General features: G+C 58.5%; 15 protein-coding genes. 6 read left to right on the top strand and 9 right to left on the bottom strand.

The genetic code is table 11. The annotated features are described in order from the left end of the window. Positions 1 to 94: 94 nt before the first annotated feature. From ACA063_RS23855 to ACA063_RS23865, 3 genes are read right to left on the bottom strand one after another with little or no spacing between them, the layout of a single operon-like run. On the bottom strand, positions 95 to 820 hold the full coding sequence (locus ACA063_RS23855) for a Fic/DOC family protein (protein WP_497663614.1): 726 nt from the start codon (positions 818 to 820) through the stop codon (positions 95 to 97). Further along, positions 813 to 1,505, bottom strand: a complete 693-nt coding sequence (locus tag ACA063_RS23860) for a hypothetical protein (protein ID WP_497663615.1) — start codon at positions 1,503 to 1,505, stop codon at positions 813 to 815. The genes ACA063_RS23855 and ACA063_RS23860 overlap by 8 nt, the downstream gene beginning before the upstream one ends. Positions 1,506 to 1,553: 48 nt before the next feature. Continuing rightward, a complete protein-coding gene (locus ACA063_RS23865; RefSeq protein WP_497666605.1) occupies positions 1,554 to 1,865 on the bottom strand; it encodes a hypothetical protein in 312 nt (103 codons plus the stop codon). Between ACA063_RS23865 and ACA063_RS23870 the strand changes: the two genes are divergently transcribed. Together ACA063_RS23870 and ACA063_RS23875 are read left to right on the top strand one after the other, a co-directional pair. Further along, positions 1,770 to 2,036: a phosphotransferase gene (locus tag ACA063_RS23870; protein ID WP_497666579.1), complete on the top strand. Its 267-nt coding sequence runs from the start codon at positions 1,770 to 1,772 to the stop codon at positions 2,034 to 2,036. The genes ACA063_RS23865 and ACA063_RS23870 overlap by 96 nt on opposite strands. Then, a complete protein-coding gene (locus tag ACA063_RS23875; protein ID WP_497663616.1) occupies positions 1,952 to 4,231 on the top strand; it encodes a TerD family protein in 2,280 nt (759 codons plus the stop codon). The genes ACA063_RS23870 and ACA063_RS23875 overlap by 85 nt, the downstream gene beginning before the upstream one ends. A gap of 165 nt (positions 4,232 to 4,396) precedes the next feature. On the opposite strand, the gene guaA is transcribed toward ACA063_RS23875, so the two are convergent. The 4 genes from guaA to ACA063_RS23895 all read right to left on the bottom strand — a co-directional run bounded on the left by guaA (position 4,397) and on the right by ACA063_RS23895 (position 9,240). After that, complete coding sequence (gene guaA / locus ACA063_RS23880) at positions 4,397 to 5,974, bottom strand: glutamine-hydrolyzing GMP synthase (RefSeq protein ID WP_162438725.1); 1,578 nt, start codon at positions 5,972 to 5,974, stop codon at positions 4,397 to 4,399. 99 nt (positions 5,975 to 6,073) lie between these two features. Then, entirely contained in the window at positions 6,074 to 7,543 is a 1,470-nt protein-coding gene (gene guaB / locus ACA063_RS23885; protein ID WP_497663617.1) for an IMP dehydrogenase, read from the bottom strand. Between the two features lie 218 nt (positions 7,544 to 7,761). Continuing rightward, complete coding sequence (locus tag ACA063_RS23890) at positions 7,762 to 8,310, bottom strand: sugar ABC transporter ATPase (protein WP_497663618.1); 549 nt, start codon at positions 8,308 to 8,310, stop codon at positions 7,762 to 7,764. A gap of 162 nt (positions 8,311 to 8,472) precedes the next feature. Continuing rightward, positions 8,473 to 9,240 (bottom strand): sulfite exporter TauE/SafE family protein, encoded by a 768-nt coding sequence (locus ACA063_RS23895; protein ID WP_497663619.1) that lies wholly within the window; start codon positions 9,238 to 9,240, stop codon positions 8,473 to 8,475. 100 nt (positions 9,241 to 9,340) lie between these two features. Between ACA063_RS23895 and ACA063_RS23900 the strand changes: the two genes are divergently transcribed. The 3 genes from ACA063_RS23900 (at position 9,341) to ACA063_RS23910 (ending at position 12,596) form a co-directional block, all read left to right on the top strand. Beyond that, positions 9,341 to 10,237, top strand: coding sequence for a LysR family transcriptional regulator (locus ACA063_RS23900; RefSeq protein WP_497663620.1), 897 nt, complete (start codon positions 9,341 to 9,343; stop codon positions 10,235 to 10,237). A gap of 154 nt (positions 10,238 to 10,391) precedes the next feature. Next, the gene (gene xseA, locus ACA063_RS23905; RefSeq protein ID WP_194692762.1) at positions 10,392 to 11,771 is read left to right on the top strand and encodes an exodeoxyribonuclease VII large subunit; all 1,380 of its coding nucleotides are present in this window, start codon (positions 10,392 to 10,394) and stop codon (positions 11,769 to 11,771) included. Between the two features lie 3 nt (positions 11,772 to 11,774). Continuing rightward, positions 11,775 to 12,596 carry a peptidoglycan DD-metalloendopeptidase family protein gene (locus tag ACA063_RS23910; RefSeq protein ID WP_162438720.1) on the top strand — a complete coding sequence of 274 codons (822 nt, stop codon included), beginning with the start codon at positions 11,775 to 11,777 and terminating at the stop codon, positions 12,594 to 12,596. Positions 12,597 to 12,803: 207 nt separating this feature from the next. Here the strand turns inward: ACA063_RS23910 and ACA063_RS23915 are convergent, their stop codons facing one another. Then, complete coding sequence (locus ACA063_RS23915) at positions 12,804 to 13,115, bottom strand: NGG1p interacting factor NIF3 (protein WP_497663621.1); 312 nt, start codon at positions 13,113 to 13,115, stop codon at positions 12,804 to 12,806. Between the two features lie 5 nt (positions 13,116 to 13,120). Further along, on the bottom strand, positions 13,121 to 17,017 hold the full coding sequence (gene purL, locus ACA063_RS23920; protein ID WP_497663622.1) for a phosphoribosylformylglycinamidine synthase: 3,897 nt from the start codon (positions 17,015 to 17,017) through the stop codon (positions 13,121 to 13,123). 274 nt (positions 17,018 to 17,291) lie between these two features. Between purL and mltF the strand changes: the two genes are divergently transcribed. After that, the gene (gene mltF / locus ACA063_RS23925) at positions 17,292 to 18,752 is read left to right on the top strand and encodes a membrane-bound lytic murein transglycosylase MltF (protein WP_162438717.1); all 1,461 of its coding nucleotides are present in this window, start codon (positions 17,292 to 17,294) and stop codon (positions 18,750 to 18,752) included. The last annotated feature ends 43 nt before the right edge of the window (positions 18,753 to 18,795 follow it).

The following is an 18,795-nucleotide window of genomic DNA, read 5'->3' on the forward strand; positions in this document are numbered from 1 at the left end:
ACCATCCAGCAAATTCGCCTATTTGAAGGGCTAAAAGATAAAGCGCTCCTGTCACAGGCATTCGCGTTACGGGAAACTGGGGATGAGAGTGCCATTAATCGGTTTTATAGCCCCGCCTCTGATCAAACTCCTGATATTTCTGGAAGATCGCAGGATCGTCTGAGCGTCCCTCGACAGTGTCCATCGTCACTAAGCCATTCAGGCCGCGGACGGAGTGAATAGCGGCTTCCCATGCGCCCGGCTCAAGTGCAGGTTCGATAAAGTTTTTTAAGTAGGCATCCAGAATGCCCTTATCAGGCGTCTCAATCTCTTGAGTCAAAGCTGATAGGTAGGCCGTCTTATCCGTCCTGCCCCAATTGATCGAAAACCCTGCTCGATGACATAGGGCTGAATGAACCACCAGCATCGCTCTACCATTGCCATCTAGGAACGGATGACCGTAGGCAAAAAAACCCATCACCAGACCGGGTGATTTTCTTTGCACGGCCGGGTCCTGACCTAGACGAAGCCCCTCCTCAACGGCCCTCTTGGCTTCGTACGGAAGACAAAAAAAGGTGCCCGCTTTAGAGATCGCCAAGTCAGGAGAAGTCGTCATCCTGTCGCTGCCCGCCCACGGATAAAGATCGCCAAACAGAAGCGCGTGGACCTGTAGAAAATCGCGGTAAGTGATCGTGCGTTTCTTAGCCAAATAGGCCATCGCGTCAGCAAGGTTCGCCGTAAACAGATCATGTTCAAGCTGCTTGACGATGTTTAGGTCTTTTTCACCCACAACGTTTCTGAGATAGCCCTTCGCGTCAAAGTCCTTGAATGGATCAAACACGCTGCTTTTCCCTCAAGTAGTTGGTCAGCAGGTGAACCGCTTCCAGACCGGTGACTTTTTTCTCTTTCTTCAGCGCGATAACCAAGTTCTCAATGACGTCGGTGCGAACATCGTCCCCCGCCAGCCGAGAAACATTTTCCGCCCACTCATCTGCGTAAGTCCTGATGTAAGCGACCTGGCATGAGTCCGCCAGATCCATCACGTAACGTCGCAGTCCAGACTTCGGAATGATCAAGGCACCCGTTTTCGGATGACGCCGTATCGAGATTTTCGCTTTTCTGGGAGATGCGAGCTCATTGACGTAAACCACCGACCGTCCACCAAGCGATAGCTTGCGACGAATTCGGCGGCTACCTTTTACGCAGATCTTTGCGTCTTTTGACGCCACTAAACGCCCGGATCCGGATGCGGAGATCTGCACCGAAGCACTGACGCCCAGTCGCTGAAACACCTCAACAGCGAGTGTTTCAAGGTCAGCTACAGGGGTAACAACACCTGTTTCAGCGTGACGAAAAGCTTTCGCGTATATGCCAATGCCCATGCGGACGATCACGCCTTTGCGCATTAACTCATCCAACGCGACAGAAACCTGTGAATGCCCCCCAAGCGCTGCAACATCCATGCGCAGGATCACGTTTCCCAGCATGCCGTCAAAGGCAATCTGCATACGCTCTTCCAGCTTCATGTATTGGCCTCCAGGATCGCGACCGCTCACAGTGAGCAATGGCATCAGCTATTCAGTTCGATTGAGAACGATAAGGTAGCTTTGCTTCATTTCGATTATGGGCAAGCTCAGGAAATTCTCCAACCCTTCCTGGCTTGAAGTAGAGTTTGTACGGGTCTCCTTGGGAAAGAAAGCACCGTGAATATTCCGAAGAAATGGCGTGAACAGTTCCCCCATGCGCTCATTGAACAGCAGGCCACAGAAAACAATCGCCATTGGCTGCTGATGACCACTGTACCGGGACGGGATTTGGCCAGCCCCAGCGAGCTTTTTGCCGAGCAGATCATAGAAATTCTGGCGACGGCGCTGCGTACTTTGCATCAAGTGCCCGTCTCACTTTGCCCCTTTGACCCTTCCCTTGAACAGCGCATCGCATGCGCTCAGGAGCACATGAGTGCCGGACTACGATGCAGCTTGTTACCGTTGAGACCGGACAAACAGAAACGACCTTCCGTAGAATGCCCTCGTGGCTATGGAACACCTTCCTTCTAACCTTCTATGACCTAGGGGTTCCGCTCTCCACACCGCGCCTGCTTCTTGCAGGCGTTTTTACATCCGCTGTAAACACGATGCTGCAGTTCGTCCACGACGGCGGCCAAGGGAGAAAATCAAGCATGAATCAGGAGCTGTTCCTGCGTCGCCGTACGAAAGTTCACGTCCCATTGGGCACTGGCGGTGCCACACGCGCTCAGGTCGCGTCGGCTGTCCGGGAAATCGCGGCGTACCGATGCGTACTATCAGAGCCTTTGATTGAGCGAATCGGCACGTTGTCCGCGACAGAACTCAAGCACTGGCTGCGCGACATCGTCGGAGTGCTTCAGCGGGAGACTGGCGCTCATGTACACCACCGGCCGTTTTATCCTGACTTTCCGGAGCAAGTTCTGAAGGCCTCAGAGGCGGAGTTGTACCTTAACGCCGTCATTCACTACCTCACGCTTCGGCGTTTACCACCGACTGAACGTTGTCGACCTGCGATGCTTGAGGGCAACTTCATATCACGCGTTATCGAACTGGGAAGCGTCTCTGAGTTCGAGGCACTGCTCGAACCGCTTGTTTCATCGCGCAGTTCGCTCTGCGAAGAGGAAATCGCCGATGTCGTCTGGTTTATCCAAGAGTACAAAAGCGATGTGTTCCGTCTACTGCCTGAGACCATCCCGTTCCGGGAGATCCGTGCACAGGTTGGCAGCGCACTGATCCTAAATGTCGCCAGCGATGCACGGGTGGACGCAATCCTGGAGCGAAACGTCGAAACGGCAACTGACTTGCTACGCCTGGCGGTAGCGCTGAATGGAGGAGACGTTTCGCTGACAACAGCTTTGACACGTTTCAAAGCGATGAAGCGCTCGATGCGCCGCCTGCTGTTGCGGCTACTCGATCAGATACCCAACGCTGCAGAGGATGTGATGCGACATGCTGAGCGATGGAAACGCCTGGCTGAAGTACTGCATCCGGGCGACTATGCCGATAAGTACCCACGAGCGCTAGCCGCCATCACGGTGGCGCGTCGCAACGAAGCGCCAGACTCATTTGGATCACAAGTCGAAACATTGCTTGCCCAGCGTCACATCGCCACGCTTACGCCCATACTAAAGAGCCGCCCTGGTGAGTTCGCACGAAGGCTGGACGTTACCCTTCGGCGCGCGACGGAACCAGAGTCGGTTCTCGACGCTTTCGAGGATGTTGCGACACAAGTGTCGTCACCCATTCTGCTGCAGTTGCTGGCCCAGGTACGTGCTCCGCGTCCCCTGCCCCTGCGGGCCTTCACTCCGAAAGGTTCATTTGCAAAAGTCTATGGCATCAAGGATCGACGCGAACCTCTCACACCCGACGTGTTGGCTCGTGCAGCCCGAATCTGCGAAGACGCTCTTGTAACGCGCTTTGCGACACTACCGCCACTAGGCCGCTGCTTCATCGATCCAGCATTACGCGAATACAAGGTGCCGCTGGCGCAGCGTGCCTCATCGAAGTCGCTACGTACGCTGGTTCGGGGCAGTCGGTTGCCTATACCTGACACACGTTTCATTCGCCTGTTCCTGTGGTGGAAGAACGGCCGAGAACGCACGGACATCGACTTGTCTGCAGCATTTTTCGACGCCAACTTCGTGTTCAAACAAACGGTCTCGTACTACAACTTGAAGGGTTTCGGCGGCTACCACAGTGGCGACATCGTCGACGCGCCCAAAGGGGCTTCGGAGTTCATCGATCTCGACCTCAATGTCCTCGTCGAGAAGGGTATCCGCTATATCGTCACGTCTATCAACTCATTCACCGAGCAGCCGTACTGCGATCTTCCAGAATGCTTCGCTGGCTGGATGGCCCGCGCCGACACGGCGTCGGGTGAAGTATTCGAGCCGCGCTCCGTGTTCGACCGTATCGATATCGCATCCGATACAGGGATCTGTCTGCCATTCGTGATGGACTTGCAGGAACGACGCATGATTTGGGCCGATCTGGGGCTCACTTCATCTGCGCGGTGGAACAACGTCGAGAACAACCTCAGTGGGGTATCGTTGATGCTGCGAGCTTTGGTGCATACACCAAGGCCGGATTTGGACACTCTGTTCGATTTACATGTTCGAGCACGAGGAGAACGAGTGGGTTCACCGCAGCAGGCACAGGTGGTGTTTTCGCCTGATCAAGGGATAACACCGTTCGATACGGATTTGATTCGGTCACAGTTTCTCTAACAACTGCGCCAGCCTTTGCCGCTCATTGAAAACGACGGCTCTTGCTTCGGGGCTTTCTACCCAAAAACAAAAATGCCAGTCAGCATAACTGACTGGCATTCGCTAAACCCCTTCCTGCGCTACTCCGAATCTAGCGCTGCACTCTAGTGAGTGCCGGGCGATCTATTACTCCCACTCAATCGTCGCTGGCGGCTTGCTCGACACGTCGTAGGTGACGCGGGAGATGCCTTCGATTTCGTTGATGATGCGGCCGCTGACGGTTTCCAGCAGTTCGTAAGGCAGGTGTGCCCAACGCGCGGTCATGAAGTCGATGGTTTCAACGGCACGCAGGGCAACGACCCAGGCGTAACGACGGCCATCGCCAACAACGCCAACCGATTTGACTGGCTGGAACACCACGAATGCCTGGCTGACCTTGTGGTACCAATCGGCTTTACGCAGTTCTTCGATGAAGATGTGGTCGGCACGACGCAGCAGGTCGGCGTATTCCTTTTTCACTTCACCGAGGATGCGAACGCCAAGGCCCGGGCCCGGGAACGGGTGACGGTAGACCATGTCGTACGGCAGGCCGAGTTCCAGGCCCAGACGACGGACTTCGTCCTTGAACAGCTCGCGCAGGGGTTCAACCAGCTTGAGGTTCATTTCTTCCGGCAGGCCGCCCACGTTGTGGTGCGACTTGATCACGTGGGCCTTGCCGCTTTTGGCGCCAGCCGACTCGATCACGTCCGGGTAGATGGTGCCTTGGGCGAGGTACTTGATGTTGTCCAGTTTGTTGGACTGGGCATCAAAGACGTCGATGAAGGTACGGCCGATGATCTTGCGTTTCTTCTCAGGGTCGGACTCGCCGGCCAGGTTGTCGAGGAACTGATCTTCGGCGTTGGCGCGGATCACCTTGACGCCCATGTTCTCGGCGAACATGGCCATCACTTGCTCGCCTTCGTGCAGACGCAGCAGGCCGTTGTCGACGAAGACGCAGGTCAGTTGGTCGCCAATGGCTTTGTGCAGCAGTGCAGCAACAACCGAAGAGTCAACGCCGCCGGACAGGCCGAGCAGTACGTTGTCGGTGCCGACCTGGGCGCGAATGTTGGCGATGGCGTCTTCAGCAATTTTCGAAGGCGTCCACAGGGCTTCGCAGCCGCAGATGTCGAGGATGAAGCGAGACAGGATGCGACCGCCCTGCTTGGTGTGGGTCACTTCCGGGTGGAACTGCACGCCGTAGTAGCCGCGAGCGTCGTCGAACATGCCGGCGATCGGGCAGCTCGGGGTGCTGGCGAGGATGTGGAAGTCCTGCGGCATTTTGGTGACTTTGTCACCGTGGCTCATCCACACGTCGAGGCCGAACAGGCCGTCAGCGTCGATGTGGTCTTCGATGCCGTCGAGCAGGCGGCTCTTGCCGACGACGTCGACACGGGCGTAACCGAACTCACGCAGCTCGGAGCCTTCTACCTTGCCACCCAGCTGTTCAGCCATGGTCTGCATGCCGTAGCAGATACCGAAGACCGGTACGCCAAGGTCGAACACCGCTTGCGGGCAGCGAGGGCTGTTGGCTTCGTGCACGGACTCCGGGCCGCCGGCGAGAATGACGCCTTTTGGAGCGAATTCGCGAATCGCGTCTTCATCCATGTCGAACGGATGCAGTTCGCAGTACACGCCGATTTCACGCACGCGGCGAGCAATCAGCTGGGTGTACTGGGAACCGAAATCGAGGATCAGGATACGGTGAGCGTGAATGTCGAGGGCCATGATTCAGTCTCGTCTAAATAATTCAGAAACAGTCGTGATTCAGAAACAACTCGGGGCTGAATCAAACAGCCCCGGTTACTTAACTTTTTGCTGGAAGGCTCAACCTACGCGGTAGTTTGGCGCTTCTTTGGTGATCTGCACGTCGTGGACGTGGGACTCGGCCATGCCAGCGCCGGTGATCCGCACGAACTCAGGCTTGGTGCGCATTTCTTCGATGTCGGCACTGCCGGTGTAACCCATCGAGGAACGCAGGCCGCCCATCAGTTGATGGATGATGGCGCTCAGGGTGCCCTTGTAAGGAACACGCCCTTCGATGCCTTCCGGAACCAGCTTCTCGGCGCCTGCCGAAGAGTCCTGGAAGTAGCGGTCGGAGGAACCTTGAGCCTGGGACATGGCGCCCAGCGAACCCATGCCGCGATACGCCTTGTACGAACGGCCCTGGAACAGTTCGATCTCACCCGGCGCTTCTTCAGTACCGGCGAACATCGAGCCCATCATCACGCAGGAAGCACCGGCAACGATGGCCTTGGACAGGTCACCGGAGAAACGGATGCCGCCGTCGGCGATCAACGGAACGCCAGTACCTTCGAGGGCAGCGGCGACGTTGGCGATGGCACTGATTTGCGGGACGCCGACACCGGCGACGATACGGGTGGTGCAGATCGAGCCAGGGCCGATACCGACCTTGACCGCGTCAGCGCCCGCTTCGGCCAGGGCCAGGGCAGCAGCGCCGGTGGCGATGTTGCCGCCGATGACCTGCACGTCAGGGAAGTTCTGTTTGACCCAGCGAACGCGATCGATCACGCCTTTGGAGTGACCGTGAGCGGTGTCGACCACCACCACGTCAACACCGGCGTTGACCAGCGCAGCAACACGATCACCGGTGTCTTTACCGGTACCGACTGCAGCACCTACGCGCAGACGACCTTGATCGTCCTTGCTGGCCAGCGGGTAAGCCTTGGCTTTTTCGATGTCGTTGACGGTCATCATGCCTTTGAGGGCGAATTTGTCGTCGACGATCAGCACACGTTCGATACGGTGCTTGTGCAACAGCTCGCGAACGTCGTTCTTGTCGGCACCTTCCTTGACAGTGACCAGGCGCTCTTTAGGCGTCATCACTTCGCGGACAGTCGCTTCCAGACGATTTTCGAAACGCACGTCACGGGAAGTGACGATGCCGACGAGGTCGCCATCGTGCAGTACCGGAACGCCGGAGATGTTGTGCATGCGGGTGAGTTCGAACAGTTCACGAACCGTGGCGTCAGCCTCGATGGTGATCGGGTCCTTGACCACGCCGGCCTCGTAACGCTTGACCTTGCGCACTTCGGCAGCTTGCTGCTCGATGGTCATGTTCTTGTGGATAATGCCGATGCCACCTTCCTGAGCCATGGCAATTGCCAGACGGGCTTCAGTGACGGTGTCCATGGCGGCAGAAACCAGGGGAATATTCAGCTCGATGCCACGGGTTAGGCGGGTCTTGAGACTGACTTCGTTAGGAAGCACCTCTGAATAACCAGGCACTAGGAGAATGTCGTCGAATGTCAGAGCTTCTTGGCTGATACGCAGCATCGCGGGGGCTCCCGAGCGGGAAAATGGAAGCGCGCCATTATAGTCAGACACCCCCTCGGGTTCAATGTAAAACTCTGGGTATTATTGTCATTACTGATATACGGGAAATATCGCCCTTTGTAGGAGCTGCCGAAGGCTGCGATCTTTTGATCTTGATTTTAAAAAACAAGATCCAAAGATCGCAGCCTTCGGCAGCTCCTACAGGGGGTTGTGGTGATTCAGAGCTCGACTTTCACCCAGCTCACCGGCTGATCGAGCCAATCGGCAAACTCATCGATAAAGCTCTGCTTGAACCCGGCTTCGGCCCAGTTATTGAAAATGAACCCGAGATTGGAAAACCCGCATTCCTGTAAAAACAGAAACCCGTTGATGTCATCTTCATGCCCGCATTCAGGGCAGGTGAAGTTATCGGTACGCCCCGGCATCCACTCTTCCAGGCTTTCAAACAGCGCTTCGCCGATTTCCTTGCGGCACTCGGCACAGCCCGCCTCCTCCAGGAAACCCTTGGCCGGCGTATAGATGCAGCGTTTGGTGATGATCTCCAGGCCATTGACCGGCTCACCAAACGGCAGTGCTTCCGGGTGCAGCACGACCGCGCGCGCGCCGTCGCCGATGGCATGGGCCATGCGACTGCCGGTTCGGCCACAGGTGGTCAGTTCTTCCTTGATGATGTTCTTGCGCACCAGCCAGCGCACGATCGCCCGCGCCCGGGGTTCGTGCACCGGCAGGGTGGAAATTTTCGGGACGATGATGCTTTGGGAATTCATGGGTGCAGCCTACCAATACTGAATGATCACCCTTGTGGGAGTGAGCCTGCTCGCGATAGCGGTGTATCAGTCAACCATGATATTGCCTGACCCACCGCTATCGCGAGCAGGCTCACTCCTACAGGGTTTGCGGCCGGCAGCTTAATCCCTGACAAGCACAGGTCAAGTACTCAGATACCGCCAGATCAAGGCAATTCCACTCGCCAGGACCAACCAGGTCACGAGCCGCACGAATGCCTCGCGGGACAATCGCAGGGTCAGCCGCCGGCCGATCCATAGCCCTAACGCCATCGCGGGTAACAAACACAGCGCCAGTACCAACAAGGGTAGCTCGGCATACACGCCTGCGACGGCAAACAGGCTCAACCGCACCACCGTGCTGCAGCTGATCAGTGCGCTTTGGGTCGCGCGGGCCGATTCCTTGGGCAGCCGACTGTTCAAATAGATCGCATATAAAAAGCCGCCACTGCCAAACAGCGCGCCGAACATCCCGCCCACCGTGCCCATGGGCACTGCCCAACCGGCAGACAATTGCGCCGGCCGTTTTTTTACCCACAAGCTATAGACCGCATAGGCACTGATGAACAGCCCCATCAGTAACAGCAGCAGATCCGATTTCAGGTTGAGCAGAAAGATCACCCCCAAGGTGCACCCCACTGCCATACAGGGCAACAGCCGCAGCAATTCAGGTTTCGCCACATCCTTTCGTGAGGGCAGCAGATTGCCAAAGGCCGCCACGAAATCCAGCAAGACCAGCAGCGGCACAATCTTCGACAGCGGCATGAACAGAATCAGAATCGGCCCTGCCACCAGCGCCGTACCGAAGCCGGCAATGCCAAACACGATGTACGCCAGAGCGATACCCAGCCCGATCACCAGCCAATCCGTAGCGCCGAATGGCCACTGGCTCAACAACTCAATCACGTTCATCTGCTCGCCTTCCTTGAACACCTGTCATGACTTTAGCTATCGAGGAGAGTTGCGACTAATATCTTAAAAGTCGCTTACTCATCTCAAAAAGGCATGCCTCGTGTTATCGACCCGGCAATTGCGGTACTTCGTCGAGATCGCCGAATGTGGAAGTTTCAGCATGGCAGCAGAGCGCCTGTTCGTGGCGCAGTCGGCGCTTAGCCGGCAAATCAAGGACATGGAAAGTCGCCTGCAAACGCCACTGTTCGAACGTACCGCGCGCCAACCGCGACTGACGGCGGCTGGCGAAGCGTTCTTGCCGCGCGCCAGGAATCTGTTGACCGAACTGAGCAAGGCCAGCGAATTGGCCACTCAAGTAGGCAACGGCCAGTTGGGCACTTTGCGCTTGAGTCATTCCAGCACCGTTCCCATGAGTGGCCGCCTGCTGCGTGGCATCAGCGACTACCTGGATCAGCTGCCTGGGGTGTCCCTGGACATCGTCAAACTGTCTTCCGAGGCGCAACTCGAAGAACTGGCCGAGCGCCGCCTGGATGTTGGGCTGTTGCGTCTGCCGGTGCTACGTCAACGTGAAGGCGTGCAGATAATTCCTTTATATTCAGAACGCCTGCTGCTGGCCGTTCCGCCGAGACACTGGCTGGCTGCAAATGACCACGCGCAGGGTATCGATCTGGGCCTGCTGAAGGACGAAGCCTTTATCTCGATCCCGCACCCCCAGCGCGGCGGGCTGAGTTACCTGTCGGCCGAGTTGTGCATGCGTCAGGGCTTCTTTCCCAAAGCCGCCAGGGTGGTGTCGCGCAAAACCACGCAACTGCAATTGATCCAGGCCGGATTCGGCATCGCCCTGTTGCCGGAATCAATGCAAGACATTGCACCGCCCGATATCCGCTTCCTGCCGCTGGCTGACCCGGATTGCCAGAGCAGCGTGGCCGTCGCCTGCAGGCAGAGCCCGACGGCGCTGACTGAACAGTTCATCCGACATTTCACCACACCCCTGTAAATACTCTGTGTAGGAGCTGTCGAGTGAAACGAGGCTGCGATCTTTTGATCTTGTTCTAAAAAACCCGGATCAAAAGATCGCAGCCTCGTTTCACTCGACAGCTCCTACAGGGGGATCGTGCATTCCGTTGGAGATTGCCTTTATCATGCGCCCCATGATTAAAGATCCCTTTGCAAGACTCGGCCTGGACCGTGAAGTCCTGACTGTCAGCCAGCTCAACGGCCGCGCGCGGGTGTTGCTTGAAGACGTGTTCAGCAACATCTGGGTCGAAGGCGAAATCTCCAACCTTGCCCGTCCGGCGTCCGGCCATGTGTACTTCACGTTGAAGGACAGCGGCGCACAGGTGCGTTGCGCGCTGTTTCGGCAGAACGCCGCGCGGGTTCGCCAGGCGCTGAAGGACGGCCTGGCGGTCAAGGTTCGGGGCAAGGTTTCGCTGTTCGAGGGGCGTGGCGACTATCAGCTGATCCTTGATACCGTGGAGCCGGCCGGTGATGGCGCCCTGCGTCTGGCCTTCGATGCCCTGAAGGAAAAGCTCAGCGCCGAAGGCCTGTTCAGTGCCGAGCGCAAAGTGCCACTGCCTGCTCACCCGCAACGCATCGGCATCATCAGTTCACCGACCGGTGCAGTCATTCGCGACATTATTAGCGTGTTCAGACGCCGAGCTCCGCAGGTACAGCTGACGCTGATTCCAACCGCCGTGCAGGGTCGCGAAGCCACCGCGCAGATTGTTCGTGCGCTGAAGCTGGCCGATGCGCGCGGCTTCGACGCGTTGATCCTGGCCCGCGGCGGCGGCTCGCTGGAAGACCTCTGGTGTTTCAACGAAGAAGCCGTAGCCCGTGCCGTGGACGCCTGTGTGACGCCGATTGTCAGCGCCGTCGGGCATGAAACCGATGTGTCGATCAGTGACTTCGTTGCCGACGTTCGCGCACCAACGCCGTCCGCCGCCGCCGAGTTGCTGGCGCCGGATTCCAGCGACCTGGTTCGCCGGGTCGAAAGCCTGCATCGACGTCTGGTAATGCGTATCCGCGATCGCCTGATGCGCGACCGCCTGCGCCTGGAAGGCATGTCACGTCGTCTGCGTCATCCCGGCGAACGCCTGCGTCAGCAAGCGCAACGCCTGGATGACCTGGACATGCGCATGCGCCGCGCGTTCGAACGCAACCTTAATACCCGTCGCGAGCGGTTGATCCGCCTGGAAACACGCCTTGCCGGCCAGCATCCGGGCCGGCAACTGGCGATGTTGCGCCAGCGCCTCGACAGCCTCGCCGAACGCCTGCCCCGTGCCATGCGTGAAGGCCTTAAAGGCCGGCGTCTGCAGCTGCAAAGCCAAATGCAGACACTGCATGTGGTCAGTCCGCTGGCGACCCTCGGCCGTGGCTACAGCATTCTGCTGGATGAACGCGGCAACGCAATTCGTAACGCCGCCCAGACGCACACCGGCCAGCGCCTGAAAGCCAAGCTTGGCGAAGGCGAGCTGCACGTTCGGGTCGAAGACAATCACCTGACGCCTGTCACCCTTTCTTTACTGGATTAATCCATGCCGCGTTTCTTAGCTTCGCTGTTTCTGCTGTGCCTGACCTTCAACGCCCACGCTGACAGCTACATCACCCGCCTGCTGAACAAGCCAGTACCGGGCGGCGTGGCGGTGGTCGATCTGGGCGCATCCGCCCAGGCGCCGAAAGCCAGCTACCAGGGCAAACCGGTACTGGTGGTGAAGGAACAGAACAACTGGCTGGCCATCGTCGGCGTGCCGTTGACCGTCAAACCGGGCACGCAGCAGGTCACCAGCGGCGGCCGCAACCTGCCCTTCATCGTCGGCAACAAGAAATACCCGGAACAACACATCACCCTGAAAAATACCCAGCAGGTCAATCCGAACCCGGCAAACCTGAAACGCATCGAGGGTGAACTGGCCGAGCAAATCCAGGCCTACCGCAGCTTCAGCCCGAACACCCCGAGCAACCTGTTGCTGGACAAACCGGTCAACGGCCCACTGTCGAGCAAGTTCGGCGTACGTCGTTTCTTCAACGGCGAAGAACGCAATCCTCACGCCGGCCTGGATTTCGCCGTACCTGCCGGCACACCGATCAAAACGCCGGCCGCAGGCAAGGTGATTCTGATCGGCAACTACTTCTTCAATGGCAACACGGTATTCGTCGACCACGGCCAAGGGTTCATCAGCATGTTCTGCCACATGTCGAAGATTGACGTGAAAGTCGGCCAGCAAATGGCCCGGGGTGGTGTAGTCGGCAAGGTGGGCGCAACCGGCCGGGCAACCGGGCCGCACATGCACTGGAACATTAGCCTGAATGATGCGCGGGTTGATCCGGCGATATTTATTGGGGCGTTTCAGCCTTAGATTGAGGATCAAGCAACGGATCAAAACGCTCCCATAGGAGCTGCCGAAGGCTGCGATCTTTTGATCTTCAATGATATGGAGTCAAGATCAAAAGATCGCAGCCTTCGGCAGCTCCTACAGTGCTTTTCTGCGAGCGCACTCACTCAATCATTGGCAAAAAAAAACCGCTAACTTCAATTAGCGGTTTTTTTTGGTTTGGCGACAGGATCAACAATCCTCAAGCCGCCACACTTCATACGCCGGTGTCTCGTAGGGATGGCTGAGTTTCAACGCAGCCACTACGGCTACGATCAACTCATCCGCCACCACCAGCTCAACCCTCCACTCCTCGACCTGTTCGACCTGGCCACCCTGACCAATGAACGGCTGACTGCCGTCCAGCGGGCGGAACTGGCCCTGGCCCAACACCTGCCATGAACAGTGGTCGTAAGCGCCGATTCGCCCGCCACCGGCAGCGAACACAGCGCTCTTGACCAGCTCGACATGGCTGGCCGGAACGAAGAAAGCGAGCTTGTACACGACGCTTAGTTAACCCACACGCGAGCGTTACGGAACATACGCATCCACGGTGCGTCTTCGTTCCAGTCTTCCGACCGCCACGAGTTCTGCACGGCGCGGAACACGCGCTCCGGGTGCGGCATCATGATGGTCACGCGACCGTCACGGCTGGTGAGCCCGGTGATGCCGCGCGGCGAACCGTTCGGGTTGGCCGGGTAGCTCTCGGTGACCTTGCCATGGTTGTCGACGAAACGCATCGCCACGCAACCCGACAGATCAGCTTCAAGCAACGCTTCTTCGCTGGCGAATTCGGCGTGACCTTCACCGTGAGCGATGGCGATCGGCATGCGCGAACCGGCCATGCCTTGCAGGAAGATCGAGTTCGACTCCTGAACCTGAACCATCGCCACGCGCGCTTCGAATTGCTCGGAACGGTTACGCACGAAGTGCGGCCAGAACTCGCTGCCCGGAATCAGCTCGTGCAGGTTGGACATCATCTGGCAACCGTTGCACACGCCGAGGGTAAAGCTGTCGTTACGTTCGAAGAAGCCCTGGAACGCGTCGCGAGCACGGCTGTTGAACAGCGCGGACTTGGCCCAGCCTTCGCCGGCACCCAATACGTCGCCGTAGGAGAAACCACCGCAAGCGACCAGACCTTTAAACTCGTTCAGGTCGACACGGCCGGCCAGAATGTCGCTCATGTGCACGTCGATCGCGCTGAAACCGGCGCGGTCGAAGGCGGCTGCCATTTCCACCTGACCGTTGACGCCCTGCTCACGCAGTACGGCAACCTGTGGGCGAATGCCTTTCTTGATATAAGGCGCGGCAACGTCCTGGTTGACGTCGAAGCTCAGCTTGACGCTCAGGCCCGGGTTGTCTTCTTCCAGCAGCACGTCGAATTCTTGCTCGGCACAGTCGGCGTTATCACGCAGGCGCTGGATCTGGTAGCTGGTTTCAGCCCAGGTACGCTGCAGCAGACGACGCTGGCCTTCGAACACGGTTTCGCCGTTAAAGGTGATGTTGATCTGGCCGTTGTTCATCGGCTGACCGATCACCGACACGCACTCGCCCAGACCGGCAGCACTGAATTGCGCAAGGATGTCTGGCGTAGCGTCCTGGCGAACCTGAATCACTGCACCCAGTTCTTCGTTGAACAGGATGGCAGCGATGTCGGCGGATGTTTCTGCCAGACCGTCGAGGTTCAGGCTCAGACCGCAGTGACCGGCAAACGCCATTTCCACGGTGCTGGTCAACAGACCACCGTCGGAACGGTCGTGGTAGGCCAGCAAGTGACCGTCGGCGTTGAGGCCCTGGATCACAGCGAAAAAGGCCTTGAGGTCTTCGGCATCGTCAACGTCTGGAGCCTGGGAACCGAGCTTGCCGTGAACCTGGGCCAGGATCGAGGCGCCCATGCGGTTCTGGCCACGACCCAGATCGATCAGGATCAGGTCGGTGGTGCCCTTGTCCATGCGCAGTTCCGGGGTCAGGGTCTGACGGATGTCAGCCACTGGCGCGAAACCGGTCACGATCAGCGACATCGGCGAAGTCACGGTTTTGTCGACGCCTTCGTCGTTCCAGCGCGTGGCCATGGACATGGAGTCCTTGCCCACTGGAATGGTGATACCCAACTCAGGGCACAATTCCATGCCGACCGCTTTCACGGTGTCGTACAGACGTGCGTCTTCACCTGGGTGACCGGCAGCGGACATCCAGTTGGCCGACAGTTTGATGTCGGAAATCTTGTTGATGCGCGAAGCGACGATGTTGGTCAAAGTTTCGCCGATGGCCATGCGGCCGGACGCCGGGGCATTCAGCAGTGCCAGCGGAGTACGCTCGCCCATGGCCATGGCTTCACCGGTGTAAACGTCGAAACTGGTGGCGGTGACGGCCACGTCGGCGACCGGAACCTGCCAAGGGCCGACCATCTGATCACGGGCCACGAGGCCGGTGATGGTCCGGTCACCGATGGTGATCAGGAAGCTTTTGCTGGCGACAGCCGGGTGATGCAGGACGCGCTCGACGCAGTCTGCGATCTCCAGCGTGCTTGGATCGAAATCATCGCCCAGTTCGTTTTCACGTACAGCCGAACGGTGCATGCGCGGGGCTTTGCCCAGCAGCACTTCCAGTGGCATGTCCACCGGACTGTTGCCGAAGTGGCTGTCGGTGACCGTCAGTTGCGGCTCGGCAGTGGCTTCGCCGACGACGGCAAATGGGCAACGCTCGCGTTCGCAGATCGCCTGGAAGCGTTCGAAGTCAGCCGGGCCGACCGCCAGAACGTAACGTTCCTGAGATTCGTTGCTCCAGATTTCGTGCGGGGCCATGCCCGGCTCGTCGTTTGGAATGTTGCGCAGTTCGAAGCGGCCACCACGGTTACCGTCGTTGACCAGTTCCGGGAAAGCATTGGACAGACCACCCGCGCCGACGTCATGGATGAAGCTGATCGGGTTTTTGTCACCCAATTGCCAGCAACGGTCGATGACTTCCTGGCAGCGACGTTCCATCTCAGGGTTTTCGCGCTGTACGGAGGCGAAGTCGAGGTCCGCCGAGCTGGTGCCGGTGGCCATGGAGGAAGCGGCGCCGCCGCCCAGGCCGATCAGCATCGCCGGGCCGCCGAGCACGATCAGCTTGGAGCCGACGGTGATCTCGCCTTTCTGCACGTGTTCGGCACGGATGTTACCCATGCCGCCCGCCAGCATGATCGGCTTGTGGTAGCCACGAACTTCGTCGCCATGCGGGGTGGTGATCGATTGTTCAAAGGTACGGAAGTAACCGGTCAGTGCCGGACGGCCGAATTCGTTGTTGAACGCGGCACCACCGAGTGGGCCCTCGATCATGATGTCCAGCGCGGTAACGATGCGCTCCGGCTTGCCGTACGGCACTTCCCACGGCTGTTCGAAACCCGGGATTTGCAGGTTGGATACGGTGAAACCGGTCAGGCCAGCCTTTGGCTTGGCGCCGCGGCCGGTGGCACCTTCGTCGCGGATCTCGCCACCGGAACCGGTGGACGCGCCCGGGAACGGGGCAATCGCGGTCGGGTGGTTGTGCGTCTCGACTTTCATCAGGATGTGCACCGGTTCCTGCACCGCACCGTACTGGCGGGTTTCAGGGTCCGGGAAGAAACGGCCTGCAACGTTACCCACGATCACCGATGCGTTGTCCTTATAAGCGGACAGAACGCCTTCGCTGTGCATCTGGTAGGTGTTCTTGATCATGCCGAACAGGCTTTTTTCCTGGCTCTGACCGTCGATGTCCCAACTGGCGTTGAAAATCTTGTGACGGCAGTGCTCGGAGTTCGCCTGGGCAAACATCATCAGTTCGATGTCGTGCGGGTTGCGCTTCAAGCCAATGAAGGCGTTGACCAGATAGTCGATCTCGTCTTCAGCCAGGGCCAGGCCCAGTTCGGTGTTGGCTTTTTCCAGCGCGGCACGGCCGCCACCCAACACATCGATCGCGGTGAGCGGTTTCGGCTCAGCGTGGCTGAACAGGCCGGCGGCTTGTTCGAGGCTGGCGAGAACGATCTGGGTCATGCGGTCGTGCAAGGCGTCCGAGATCAACTGCGCTTCGGTGTCGCTGAACTGGCCGGCAACATAGAAGGCGATGCCGCGCTCAAGGCGCTGGATCTTGGCCAGGCCGCAGTTGCGGGCGATGTCGCTGGCCTTGCTTGACCACGGCGAGATAGTGCCAAAACGCGGTAACACCAGGAACAGACGACCGGTCGGCTCCTGGACAGGAACACTTGGGCCGTACTTCAGAAGGCGCGCAAGCACCTGCTGTTCGTCGCCCGTCAGGACGCCGGTAACTTCGGCGAAGTGAGCGAATTCAGCATACAAGCCGCTGACAGCCGGGACTTTCTGGCTCAGTTGCTCAAGGAGTTTGCTGTGGCGAAAGGCAGAAAGGGCAGGAGCGCCGCGCAGGATCAACATCTTCGGGACAGCCTCGGGAAGGGGTGTGCTTTGAGGCCGTGCATTCTAGCCTAAACCGCCCGCGACATCACCCGAAACGGTACGGGCGGCTACACCCGGGCGTCGGGCTGGGGATTCGAGCCTTAAATCGAAGTGCATGCGGGGTTATTTTTGCTGTCACAAATAAGCGTTCAGGCCCATTCCTGCGGGCTCTGGAGCGGTTTTTCGATCTCTAGCAGACTAGCCCTTCGCTGTCGAGATATGGCGCTCGTGGTCCTTTGCGTATACTGCGCAGATGTTTTCCCCAACGGCTTTGCGTCCGCGGTACGCCAAATGGCTGATCGCAACCGGACTCTTCCTGATGCTCAACGGGTGTGTTGATAAACCCAACACACTGGAGCGCGTAAAGGAGGATGGTGTGCTGCGGGTGGTTACCCGAAACAGCCCCGCCACCTACTTTCAGGATCGCAACGGTGAAACCGGCTTCGAATATGAGCTGGTGAAGCGTTTCGCCGACGATCTGGGGGTCGAGCTCAAAATCGAAACCGCCGACAACCTTGATGACCTGTTCAATCAGGTGGGCAAACCTAACGGCCCCGTCATGGCTGCTGCCGGTCTGGTCAGCAGCGAGCAACGCAAAAAGCAAGTGCGGTTTTCCCACTCTTACCTGGAAGTCACCCCCCAGATCATCTATCGCAATGGCCAATCGCGGCCAACCGATGCAGGCGATCTGGTCGGTAAGAAGATCATGGTGCTCAAGGGCAGCACCCACGCCGAACAATTGGCAGAGCTGAAAAAGAAGTTCCCCGCCATTGAATACGAAGAGTCCGATGCGGTTGAAGTCGTGGACCTGCTGCGGATGGTGGACGAAGGCCAGATCGATCTGACCCTGGTCGACTCCAATGAAGTGGCGATGAACCAGGTCTACTTCACCAACATACGGGTCGCTTTCGATCTCGGCGACGCCAGCAACCAGAGCTGGGCGGTGGCAGCGGGCGAAGACAACAGCTTGCTCAACGAGATCAACAGTTACCTCGACAAAGTGAAGAAGAACGGCACGCTGCAGCGGCTCAAGGATCGCTATTACGGCCACGTCGATGTCCTTGGGTACATGGGTGCCACCACCTTCGCCCAACATTTGCAGCAACGGCTTCCCAAGTACGAGCAGCACTTCAAGGCATACGCCAAGAAAGAGAAGGTCGACTGGCGCTTGCTGGCGGCGGTGGGTTATCAGGAGTCCCTGTGGCAACCGGCCGTCACGTCCAAGACGGGCGTTCGGGGGTTGATGATGCTGACCCAGAATACGGCGCAGGCCATGGGCGTCTCCAATCGGCTCGACCCCAAACAAAGCATCATGGGCGGGGCCAAGTACCTGGCCTACATGAAGGATCAGTTGGACGAGTCGATCCAGGAACCTGATCGCACCTGGTTTGCACTTGCAGCCTACAACGTTGGCAGCGGTCACCTTGATGACGCCCGCAAACTGACGGCCAAGGAAGGGTTGAACCCGGACAAATGGCTGGACGTGAAGAAGATCCTGCCGCGCCTGTCCCAGAAGCAGTGGTACAGCAAAACCCGCTACGGCTACGCCCGAGGCGGCGAGCCTGTGCACTTTGTGGCGAACATTCGGCGCTACTACGACATTCTGACCTGGGTCACGCAGCCGCAGCTCGAGGGCGATCAAGTGGCCGAGGGCAACCTGCATGTGCCGGGCATCGACAAGACCAAGCCGAGCCAGGAAACGCCGCAGCTTTAGATATTCGCCTCCCTTGAAGACGCCATCGCGGGCAAACCACGCT

This window comes from Pseudomonas sp. LBUM1643 (genome assembly GCF_059716215.1).